We start from the raw sequence: 12,675 nt of genomic DNA on the forward strand, positions 1-12,675 counted from the left end.
GGAAGCTTGAATTTTGCAATGCCGTTTTCATCCGTTTTTCCTTTTGCAACTTCTTTTCCTTCCTCGTTAAAGATAGTAAATTCAGCGTTTGGAAGTTTATTGTTGCCATCCGCAATATCTACCTTACTAATCTCTAACTCACCTGTGATGTGCTTATTTTTCGCTGTTAGCATGATTGTCTTTCCTTGTTCCGAGATACTAAAAGGAATAGTTTCTTTCGTTAAAACATAGCCAGTCGGTGCTTGCTTCTCAACAAATGAGTATGCTCCAAATGGTAAGTCTTTCACTTCAATCAAACCGTTTTTATCACTTTTGTGTTCACTTATTTTCTTCCCTTTACTATCTTGAAGAACGAACACTGCACCTTCTAATTTTTTATCTGGATTCTCTCCATCTACTTTTAGAAGTTGCACGTTTCCTTTTACTTCTTTATTTTCGACTGTAAATGTTAGCGTTTTTCCTTGTTCTTTAATCTCGAATGGATATTTAGTTTGATTAAGAAGGTATCCTTCTACCCCTTTTGTCTCAACAAAATAATACTTTCCATACGGAAGATCCTTCACTTGTGCAATACCTTGCTCGTTTGTAATTGTTTTTGTGACTTCTTTTCCCTCTGCTGTATACACTGTGAATTCTACTTTTGGAAGTGTTTTTCCACTATCACTTAGTTTTTTAATCTCTATGTTTCCTTTTACCTTAGTATTTTGTACTGTAATTGTTGCAACCTCACCTGTTTTAACTTCAATTTGTTGTGGCTGCCCATTCAGTACATAGCCAGTAGGTGATTTTACCTCTTTAAGAGTATAAGTTCCGATTTCTAAACCAGAAAGGCTAGCAATTCCTTTTTCATTTGTAGTAATAGTACCAACCTTTTCATTCTTACTATTAAACACATCAAATACCGCATCTTGTAATACTTCTTTTTGTTCTCCTACTTTAATAATTTCTAATTGACCTACTGATTTCCAACTCACATTTAAATCCGTACTTACTTTTTCTTCACTACGCTCTAATAGTACGGTAGCATCTTGAATTTTATCAGTTCCTTTGTAAGCAACTGCATGTAAATTGACTAGGTTAGAAGTGATTTTTAAGGAAAGATTACCTGTATTGGAGGATTTCGGAACCAAAATACGGAATTTCTCTCCTAATTGGAATTGTTCTTTCATTTCTCCATTCTCAGCTACAATTTTTGTACCATTCGGTGCATTTTTAAGGTTTACAGTGAATACACCATTTTTAGCGTTACTTTCTACTTGGTACAAACTCGTTTCAAAGTACTCACCATTAAGTTTTGCTTCTTGTTTATCAGTTTGAATTACATTCATGTAAGTTTCTTGTGTTGCGTTACTATGATTCACCGCATAAATAATTTCCTTAGCTGCTTTTTCAACATTAGCATTACGATGCTCAAGCTCCCAAATAGATAATTGTCCTAATGCATTCCAAATCGCTAATTGCGTTGCATAATGAGCTTCCTTCCAATTCGAAACACCTAATTCTTGTGGAGATTTCTGTGGGTATCCATTCATTAAAATTCTATATACCACATTATCTGCTCGCCCTACTTCTGGAAGATCCTCACCATTCGGTGAACGTAGTCCATATGTAAGACAGTACGCAATTTGCCCATTAGAATTTTTGAGGAGTTCCGTTCGAACATCTTTCCCATATTGATGGCTATAACTCCAATCCATTTTATATTGCTCATGCTGAATTACTTCAGCACTTACCTTAGTAAACGGAAATAGGAAGTTTATTGCTACAAGAAGCGTACTCATTGTAATGAGTAGCATTTGATACGAACGTTTCAACATGACTAACAGCTCCCTCATATGATATACAATTTTCAAAGATCATTAAAAACTAAATTTTCAGTTTTATTAACTTGAAAAATACTAATTAAGTTATCCTTTTTCTGTATTGTTCATTTACAATATAGATGTATAATTATTGTTTAACGAGTAAATGAAATTTGTTTCATTCTAATCTTGCTCGATAGTACGTAGCAAAAAAAAGTTTTTCAATTGGTTCATTGAAAATATCGGCAAGAAGTTTGGCCCTATTTTCAATAACTCCTTTTGTACCAGTTTCAATGTGATACAGAGTTTTCACGGGTATTTCAGAAGCCTCCGACAGCTCCTGAATTGTTAACCCTTTTGATTCTCTAATATTGCGTATAACAGTCAATTTCTCACCCCCTTAATCACATTCTATTCTCCTTAAAGTAGAATGTCAATCCTTTCGGGAAACTTTTTTATCCCAACGGTGAATTACTATCCCAAAGGTGAATAAATCGATTGGAGTGAAATAAATGATACAGAATTATTTCGGGGAAAATGTTAGAATTCTAAGAACACTTAAAGGATTAAATATGAAGGAACTTAGTGATGTTTTAGGAGTCGCTAGTAGTACTATTTCCAACTGGGAAAATAACAGGAAAGAGCCAAGTTTTGAAACGCTCCAAAAGATCTCCATTTATTTTAATGTAAGTACTGATCGACTCCTAAATCATAAAATTGGTGATAGTGAAGCTCTTACAACAGAAGATCGAAAAATAATTGTAGAACGTTTAGCCCAAGATTTGTACGAAAGTTATAAAAATGTTCCTGATAAAGATAAACCACTATTAGAAAATGAATTGATTGAGTATGCAAAATATTTAACGCATAGAATTGAGACTAAAAATAAACTAAAAGATAGCTGAAATCCATTATTCTTCTTGGAAGTTTCCAATTAACAGTAATAATTCACGATAAGTTTCTAAAATTTGATTGTCCTGGTCAATCATTTCATTAAACCATTCTTGATTAAGATTCATTATGTAACCCTCCCGTATTTACGTGAATTTTTTATATTTTCATGTGTTAGTGGCACGAAATTTTTACGCTTTTAAATAATGAACCACCATTATAAAGTACGAAAGACGCTACCTTTTAGTAGCGTCTTTCTTGCTTAAACGGCTTAACCACCGCCGGGGTCGACCATTCTTTGCATAACATATTTATTTGTATCTTGCACTTTTGCATGTTGTGAATCTGGTGTTTCTAATTGAAAAAACGATGTCAATAGCATTACGGTATATAACGTAACCGCTAAAAATTTATTCACCTGACTTCACCTCTTCTTTTAATAGCTCTTTCTTGACGTATTGCGAATAAAAGATATTACCTGTCAATTCAAAAGATTCTAACGATTCTTTTAATCCTATTATATCATTATTTATTTTCGAAAACGAATACTGTTGAAAAGCCGTGAATTTTTTGCCATCTTTTCTCAGCTCTTCATATAGCTTAATTCCTGTTTCCCTATCACCATGCATACATTCAAAAAAAGCTTTCTCAGATAAATGAATAAGATCAAATCTTATCTCCTCCAAATTAACACCATTTTCTATATATAAATGCGCTAGTGTAGTATGAAACGCTACATATTTTTGTGTTTTTTGTGGAACTTGAATACTTTCACAAAGAGAAATAGCTTTCTTAATATACTTCTCAGCTGTAGATGGGCATTCAAATGTGAAACTTTCTCCTAAACAACACCACGCTGTAGCTTTAATAATAGAAATATCTAATTCAGAATCCAGAATTTCATAGCATGTATTGCGACATCTTTCTAAGTCATTTCTCATTAAGTATATATAAGCCAAACGCTCTTTATATTTCATTTCCAAGCATTGCTTAACGTACTCTTGTTTTACTTCTTTTAAAATAACATCTGTGCGATCAGCATAAGGGATAACAGCATTATAATTTTGCTTATCATACATAGCTTCCATATATAAAATGTTTAAGGCTGCTTGGCACACTGTATCTGAAGAGAAATCTTTAACATACATCTCATCCAATAGTTGCTGACCTCTTGCTATGTTTTGATTCCTTTTGTTCTGTATTTTATAAACCGCTAAGTACTTCTTTAATCCTTTTGTATCTGAATGTTTTTCTATAATATCTGCTATTAATTTGTATTCTCCCATTGCTTGGCAATAGCATAATGCTTTTTGTACATTTAATGGTGTTTTACAAAGAAGAATATATTCATGAATGATTTTTCCTTGCTCTTCCGAACTATCACAAATGGCTTGAACTAACTTTAAGAAAATCTCAAATTTAAACTCTTCTGTTTTACATTGAAGTCCGTTATCAATTGTTGTTTTACTTGTTCCAATTTCCTTTGCTAGTTGTCTACTACTTATTTTCTTTTCAGTTTTAATTTTCGACAATTTCCCCATTAAATTCTTCAATGTAAAGCCCCCTTCCAAGCACAAGACGCATCACCCAATATAAATTATTTTAAAGACATTTTAATCTATAGTGTAGTATTTTGATATATTCTTGGAGGTTAATAATTAATTTTTATAATCGGGTAATCAAAACTTGTCATTATATAACTTAATATTTTTCTCATAAATTTTATAATTAGAAATATTTTAACACGAAGGTCTTATAGTTATGTGTAAAGTGCTCATTATAAAAATTTTATATTTATTTATCAGAAAATTAAAAATTTAATAAGAAAATACAAACTTTTAAATTCAGATATGCTTTTAGCGTAAATAAATCCACATGTTTTTTACAGATGGGATAACAAAGGCTACTTGAGGGGATTGATATTATTTTAATAACAATATAAGATAAAAAGAAAGATTGTATTTTGAAGAAAAAATGTTTTTTTAAATATGTAGACAGAAAAAAACCCCACTATACTCAGTTTTAAATTGGTCTCTAGTTTGGCGACATGAACCAATTTAAAACTCCTAGAATAGCAAGGGTCTTATTTAACATTTTTAATGTTCACTTATGACGATAATTATAACATAAGGTGAATTTAATGTGAATAAGAACCTCTATTTTTCCATGTTTTTTCTGTATGTGTTTAGTGGGAGAAATAGGAGGTTTTTTTGTGATTTCACGAAACTTTTTGTTAAGTCGAGCAAAAGCGGAACTAAGTCCCCACATTCATCACTTATCTAAAACTCCTGGAGCTATCAATCAAGAAATCAAGAAAATAATTTCTTATATTGATAGTATTGTCCTAGAGTGTGAAGGTGCTACCACAAAAGATTATCTTACCAAAAGGAAATACGAAGCTTTAGAGACTGTTTTATCTTATTTAGTACAAGAAGGCTATAGTCAAGTTAGACAAGAACACATCAGCAAAAAATCTGGAATTTCAAAACCTATTATTAATTACGTTTTTAATTGGCTGCAAGATTTAGGAGTATGCCAACAAATAAAGGTAAGACGACATGGAAAGATCGCCCCCTCTGTTTACATCTTAACAATACATAATAACTATTTAAAGATTGTTGAATATTTCAAGATAAAATGGGCTGTAGCAATTGATGTTTGTGCTACTTTTACTAGATTTTTAAAGAACAAACTTAGTAAAAACTCTGATGTAACAAATCTTGAATTTATGCAAAAAAACAATTTTAAACCTTCACCTTCCTTAGATTTTTTCAGCATTGAAGAGCAATCAAAACCTGCTGTCAATCATGAGAAACAAGGAAAAAATAATAGATTACAAGAATTAAATGATTATTTGAGTGAAGATCAGAAAAGAGCGTATTACTACATTTTGAGTCAAGAGCTAACATACATATCTGAAAATGATGCGTATACAATTGCTTTAAGATTGCCACCGGATATTGATCGCTACACAAGATGGGATTTTGAAGAATGTGTGCAATGGTTCCAGTTTAATAAAGCTGAAAACAGTAATCCTGCACATTTCATAAAAATGTTTAATCAAAAATCTAAACAGAAGCAAGAACGTAGAAAACGTAATGCACAAAATACAAGCTCACTCTCAGATACAACTAATAGTCATACATTTGTTTTCTATAATTTTCTAGAAGAACACGATTAAAATCAAAAAAATCCAATTACAAATAGCCTTGCTGAAAAAAACATATACAGCAAGGCTATTTGTAATGTCTTCCTATAGTTCTTTATAACCTTGTTGGTCTTCAATTAAACAACTCATAAATCATATATATTTTCTATGTACTATAGTTTTTTCTTTTTAATTCAACTATAAAATTTAAACCTTATGAATACAGTATATTCAATTATTATTTACTAAACTATTTACTTAGAAATTTACTAAGTAAAAATCTCCAATACCTTGATACAATAACCATTATGGCCCAAATATTAATTCTAATGTTTTTATTTATTTTAATTTCTAAAACAAGATTTATTAAATATAGTACTTTGCATCTATTTGTAACTTTTTAGGGAGGCTTAGCATATTTTCTAAAAGATTCCCTAACTTTTTATATAATTTGGCATAATTCATATTTTAAACAATCGATTAAAATATAATTCTATTGGTTATATAACTACACTGGTCTTTTGTTATTCATCAAAATTGTTCAATAATATTGAATTAACTTTTTCTAAATTACCTATGTTCTTTAAAATCTTCGTACTCATTGATTTCACTCTTTAAAAGGTATAATAACTTATTTCACGAATTGTCTTAACAACTGATTTCATTATACAAGCGTCTTCGTCCCCCTCTTCAACTATAGTACAATCTACATTTTGTTCTAGCATCTGTTCTATTACTTTTAACGACTCTTGAAATCCTTCACCCTAATTACTAGTAAAATTAATAAACGTCTAGATTTATTCCCCCCCTTTTCATCTTCCTATACACATCTACATTTCATATCAAATTTATAATGTATATTATTCAGAAATCTGGTCCATACTAATACAAATGAAACCTCAAATTAAGTTTTTTTAGCTATGATTATTTAATATTTAATTAATATATTTCATCTCCCAATATCCTCATTACTTTTCACTTATAAAAATAACCCTGTTCGAGATTCAAAACCCAACAAATAATATCAGCATCTTTTAAAAATTCAAACAATACCTATACATGCTTTCATACAACAATAAAACGCTACTTTAACGCATAGCGTTCACATATAAATAAAGCTTTTTAGGCATATGTACTATAAAAACCGTACTTAATTGCTAATTCTATTAATGAAAGCTTTGATTCTATTGCAAATATCTAGTAAAATTCTTATATCAGCAACAAACTTCTAATATTAATAGTTAGTTTTAAAATAGTTTCCTATGTACATTAATGTTGTATAAATACTTGTTCACTTCCAACAATGAACGCTATTAGAACGAATAGCGTTCATTATTGAAAAAACATTAACGCTAGATGTATAGACTGACTTAATATATAAGTATGTATACAAACAAACTGATATGAGTACAAATGATTAGATGGCTGCCTATAAAAATTTCTACTCTTAAAGGAAAGATCTTTTCAAGAACGAATCAATATCTAACATACAAATAATGGAGGTGTGAAGTTTGGAATATGGATATTTTGCACAAGAAGTAGCAAAACAACTAGATATAAACACCAATACACTTCGCAGATGGTCAATTGAACTAGAAAAAATGGAATATATATTTGAAAGAAATGAGCGTAATCAACGAATTTACTATGAGAATGATATAGATATCTTAAAGCAAATGAAAGAATACTTAAATCAAAACTGGAAACTAGAAGAAGCTGCAACAAGAAGTATGGAAAGCATGGAAAATACTGAAGAAAACGCTCAGAAAACGGATAGCGTTCATGAGGAAAATGAAGTTCAAGTAACGCTCAGAAAACGTTCAGAAACTGATATTTTGATGATTCAAGAAAAATTTTCTCACATGCTTGAGCAACAAGATAAAATTGTACAACAAAACCAAGATATCATTAAATTGTTATTACAGGAACGCTCAGAAAAAGAAGACAAAGATCTACAGATTCAGTTATTACAAGAAAAACTGGATAAAGCAATTGAACTATTAAATGAAGATCGCCAAGAACAGCAAGATAACACCAAAAAAACGTTCATTCAACGTTTATTTAATTTAAATTAAATCAGATATACGTTTTTTATCAAATATATCTAATTGAGCAAAAAAAAAGCGGTAGCTACCGTTTTTTTTTTTGCTCATCCTTACAACACGAATATGTAGTTTTGTAAAAAAAATTTCTATGATACGTTTTTTCTTGTTAAATTTCGAAGAGTGTAGTTTTTTACAACTTGTGTTACTAATCCTAACTAGAATAAATAGCCTGTGATACATGATGCTATTATAAGGGTTGATTAATTACATAAACTTTCTACTAAAATCATCAAAAAGCATCATGTCATTGGTAAAGAATACTTATAATTCAGTGGTATGCTCAAAAATAGAAAGCTTGTAAAAGCGATTAGTGACATGTCTTGGTCACAATTTCAAACAATGTTGAAATATAAAGTAAAGTAGTGTAGTGAACAATTAGTTGTAATATCTAAAACATTTGCTTCTAGTCAATTATGTTCCAATTGCAACTATAAAAACATAGATGCTAAAAATCTAAACATTCGTGAGTAGGATTATCCTTATTGTGGCACACATCATGATAGAGATCGTAACACAGCGCTCAATCTTAGAAATGAAGCTAAACATAAGAACTATCGGGATAGCCTACTGAATTAGAAACCGTTTGGCTTCTGTACTTAGGTATCCATTACCTCAAGGATACTAGGTACTCAGTTGTCCAATATATTTTTCTTAACATATCTTATTGGACCTTTCTTATGGATTCAAAAAACTCTTTATATCGCTAATAAAAACATGTTAATCCTATTTCCTAAAATTAGTTAAGTGTTTACTTTGTCAATTTTTAGGTAAGATTGACAAATCCTCTAATTTCTTAACCACATAATAAACTTGTATAGGAAACTCCATGTTTTTTCTAGTCTTCTTTAATTCATTTTGCCAGACTAAATTTTTTCATATAAATGTCATCAATCACAGCATTCATTATTATTAAATCCTATGCGTTATAAACGCTATTATTAAAGGCCATATCTTTTACTTCTAAAATTACATTATGTCGTCCTTAAAGGAAAACTACTATATTTATGCACTGAATCTCTAATGAACGCATAGCGTTCATTATTTACAAAACGTTAAATTAACGTTTTGTAAGCGCTCATAGAGTTTTTTTATTGTATTAAAATACTAGCCATCTAATATCCTTACAGATCGTTTCAAGTTCAAAACACTAAACAAAGAAAATTTTCCATTCTTTAATTTGTTAGGCAGCTATCACATAGATCCTAGGCCTTTTAGACGATTCTTATCGCTCTTATAATTTAAAACTTTGCTAATAAGATATGTACCACAGGAAGAACACGCCAATTAATGTCTATATTTCCGTAATCATACTTCGAACATAGTCTACTAACATCAACTATTTTTAATTTAGCAACTACTTTATTTCATACCACTTGCTTAAAATACTTTATGACATATATAGCATAGTCAGGGTCGTTATTATAACGTTCATTAATTAGTACAACATAGAAACATCCAGCTTTATTATGGACTATTAATTGATACACCCTATCAGATTTTATATATTGCTTTAGCATATATTGTATCCTTTAAACAACTCAGGATATTGATATTAAAGAGATAAACACCAAAAAAACGGGTAGTGTTCACATAAAAAACACTCAATAACACTTAAGTTAAAAAGATTTAGCATAATCACAACTACTTATCCCTTCGTCCTGCCTTATGGGTTCCAAAGATACTTCATATATCTCCAGCCTACTTTAATAAATTTATCAGATTGTATTTGTTATATTAAGCTTAACATTAACTTAGGATACATCTTAAGATTTGTAATGATAAAAAAGCACCATACCATCGCAGCGTTCATTATTACTAATTTATACGCGTTATCAACACTGTTAAATAAGACATATCTATCCTAAAGCCACATTATACGTTTAGATATAAATATATCTAAACGTATAATATTAATGTGCCGAATTCCTTGTGAACGCTATGCGTTCACATTTTACGAATCGTTAAATTAACGTTTCGTAAGCGTTCATTTTTTTATTCCTACAGTATTAAACATCTTGCACCTCAAACAGCCTGTAAGGATGTTTGGAGATGCAAGATTATTAAATAAAAAGACACTCCATTTCTTATTTGTTAGGTGGCTATTCTCGTAATTCATATACTTTATAAATAAAATACTTCCTTCTTATGATTTAAACTTGTGTTAATACCTTTATCATAATGTGTGTTATAAGAATGAAACTCTCATGAACATCTATAACACAGCTAAAATTAGTGGATTTCTTGAAATACGCCCTTGGAAGATTATGCTTTGCTTCTTGCAAGTTGATCCCTGTTTAAAGAATTTAATACGATATATTTTTACTTCATTTAGTTGAAATTGTTTTTATAACATTTAGTACTAATTATAAAATATATTATATTATAATAATTAAATAATATATAGAATACTAATTTATGTATAGATATATTTTATTTTTATCATTCAAATGGAACAAAACGTCATATGTATCCTTATTTTATTTATTCATACATCTGTTAGGTGTAACACTCTTTAAATAACTCCTAACGTTGTAGTTAAGGGATTAGTCGGTAAAATAACGGATAGCGTTCACGTGAAAATAAACACTAAAATAACACTTTGATAACGTTTAGATTCTCTAAGAATCCCGATACCTTAAAATATTCACTTAACCTTTATAGATTATAGTTAGGATTAATAATTTAAATTTATAACATCTTCGATTTGGTAACATCATTTAAAAGCATAGTTGCTTAAAAGTAGCACTCTCAAAATTATTGCATAAATTTTATCAATCTCTGACAAAGAACTATTTCCTCAAAAATGTGAACGTGGTAGGTGTATGCCAATTGACGTAAGCCAAAATGCTTGACGAAATTATGAAAAACAGGATAAAACAGTAATCTCATATATTAAATAGATCGCAATATTGTTAAGAGGTCACAGTTTCACATAAATAGTATTCTCATATTAAATACATCCTATACAAAAAATTGTTAGTAGTGTTAAAAATATTTTCTGAGGGTTTCATGACCGTTTTTATAACGTTCATGAAACCCTCAATGTGTGATAGTAACTTTCGTTACACTCATAAATCCCATTATAAAAATTTTCTATTTTTTTATAATTATATTGTAAAGCTAGAAATGAATTGATTTATTTTTTTAGTTAATCCTTGATTAATATATCTATTATAGAATATACCATAATAATGAAAAATTCATTCGTAAAACCTCTAAAATAAATGCCTAAAGCATGCGATTAGATATAACTATAACTTTCTCCTCATTACATTTTGCCTTCGACTCCAACATTATTGAAATTACATCTAAGATACATCAAAAAATTATTGCCTTCTTTAGACTACATATGCCAGTTCAAAGTATCATTCGTTCTTCTGAAAAGAATACGTTTTGTTTTTATTAGCTAGTTTCTACTGTTGGAACAAATTTAGCTTTTTTATAAATAAAAAGACTTCTTTAATTCCTAATCCCACATCATTCTCAACAGAAGTACCAATTTTCATTAATTCTTTTATGTATCATCTAACAGTCGTACTAATTCATAGGCTTTACAAACAGCGTTCCACTATAGATTATAGATATTTTTGTTTGATCATCTATTATAACCATATTTCCGTTCGTTTGTTTCTTTTGTAGAATTTTATTTTGTTTGGACTAGAGTAATTCATTTCAAAAAACATATGCTTATATCCATCGTACTTCTCTCCGGACTAAGATTTCTATCTTGAATCTCCTTATATAAAAAAGAAGATTCTTTTAAATTACACTCATATTATCTCTTTACCGAAGCTTCTGCTCTATCCATCAAAAACATCGAATTAATTAATATGTAAATATGCAACTAAAAATTGATTCAAGTAGGCCCCATTACAAAATAACAACGCCTAAATAACACTTCTAAAACGTTCATATAATAAAACTATTGTATTTAATGTAACTTAAGAAACTTAAATATATAATTTTGGTTAAAAAATTTGATGTCTTACCACAAAAATTTAGAGTTAATTTCAAAAATAAAACAAGAGCACTGAAGGTTATTCATTATCTATTTAAATATCTTACTTTTAAACTTTAAGCCAGCATTCCTGTGATCCTCCGTGAACGCTATGCGTTCACGGAGGATCACTTACTACATTCCTACTATAAACAGTAAAAGTATGTAAACCGATTAACACCCTAGATATATATCCAATCCCAAATCATATTATATTAGTTGCTTCAGAAAGTAGTTTTATTTTTCAAAGTATGTTACCAATGAACCTCCTAAAAAACACCTTTTCAACATAGCTTTATATTGCCACTATGATTTAAGTATGTATGTAGAGACTACTTTGATATCTATGTGATTTTTTATATAGAAATACTTCAATTGAAATTCTTTACAGCCTATATAAACTACTTTTTTTATTATTGAGCTCGAAAATAAATTTATAGGTTTTATCATTACGTAAACCATTTTCTCTTTAAAACCACCTTTAAATGTTGCTATTACAATGTTTAACGCTTTAAAAACGCCTAGTGTTCATTTGCTAAGTTCGCCAGATAAACACCATAATAACGTTTGTTTAGCAAATATATATGAATCTGTAATTAATCCTGTTTAATTTTTATATTCGAATCAAATTTCATAGATTCTCTATTCTTTTAAAGGAGTGCTGCAAATACAAATAGAACATATACAACAAAAATACATATTGTAACTTGATATGTAGAGAGTTAATTTGCA

At 29.5% G+C, this 12,675-nt stretch carries 6 protein-coding genes and 1 pseudogene; 4 read left to right on the top strand and 3 right to left on the bottom strand.

Translation table 11 applies throughout. The features are described from left to right. Together CN409_RS21390 and CN409_RS21395 are read right to left on the bottom strand one after the other, a co-directional pair. Positions 1–1,817: thioester domain-containing protein (locus CN409_RS21390; RefSeq protein WP_098217936.1), on the bottom strand; the 1,817-nt coding region annotated here is incomplete at its 3' end. A 163-nt stretch (positions 1,818–1,980) separates the two neighbouring features. Continuing rightward, positions 1,981–2,190, bottom strand: a complete 210-nt coding sequence (locus CN409_RS21395; protein WP_000216138.1) for a helix-turn-helix transcriptional regulator — start codon at positions 2,188–2,190, stop codon at positions 1,981–1,983. A 124-nt stretch (positions 2,191–2,314) separates the two neighbouring features. Between CN409_RS21395 and CN409_RS21400 the strand changes: the two genes are divergently transcribed. Further along, positions 2,315–2,707 carry a helix-turn-helix domain-containing protein gene (locus CN409_RS21400; protein ID WP_097925553.1) on the top strand — a complete coding sequence of 131 codons (393 nt, stop codon included), beginning with the start codon at positions 2,315–2,317 and terminating at the stop codon, positions 2,705–2,707. Between the two features lie 396 nt (positions 2,708–3,103). Here the strand turns inward: CN409_RS21400 and CN409_RS21405 are convergent, their stop codons facing one another. Continuing rightward, the gene (locus CN409_RS21405; protein ID WP_097981955.1) at positions 3,104–4,234 is read right to left on the bottom strand and encodes an AimR family lysis-lysogeny pheromone receptor; all 1,131 of its coding nucleotides are present in this window, start codon (positions 4,232–4,234) and stop codon (positions 3,104–3,106) included. Positions 4,235–4,905: 671 nt separating this feature from the next. Between CN409_RS21405 and CN409_RS21410 the strand changes: the two genes are divergently transcribed. From CN409_RS21410 to CN409_RS32410, 3 genes and pseudogenes are all read left to right on the top strand, one after another. After that, positions 4,906–5,874 (top strand): Replicase RepFR55, encoded by a 969-nt coding sequence (locus CN409_RS21410; protein ID WP_097981939.1) that lies wholly within the window; start codon positions 4,906–4,908, stop codon positions 5,872–5,874. Positions 5,875–7,352: 1,478 nt separating this feature from the next. Further along, complete coding sequence (locus tag CN409_RS21415; protein WP_000455692.1) at positions 7,353–7,916, top strand: MerR family transcriptional regulator; 564 nt, start codon at positions 7,353–7,355, stop codon at positions 7,914–7,916. Positions 7,917–8,150: 234 nt separating this feature from the next. Continuing rightward, positions 8,151–8,522 (top strand): annotated as a pseudogene (locus CN409_RS32410) (RNA-guided endonuclease TnpB family protein); the annotation flags it as partial. Positions 8,523–12,675 lie beyond the last annotated feature (4,153 nt).

The sequence above is a fragment of the Bacillus sp. AFS012607 genome (assembly GCF_002558005.1).
Taxonomy (GTDB): domain Bacteria; phylum Bacillota; class Bacilli; order Bacillales; family Bacillaceae_G; genus Bacillus_A; species Bacillus_A thuringiensis_S.

Coding starts and splice junctions, on each gene's coding strand:
- CN409_RS21400 (WP_097925553.1), top strand. CDS start 2,315: ATGATACAGAATTATTTCGGGGAAAATGTTAGAATTCTAAGAACACTT.
- CN409_RS21405 (WP_097981955.1), bottom strand. CDS start 4,234: ATGGGGAAATTGTCGAAAATTAAAACTGAAAAGAAAATAAGTAGTAGA.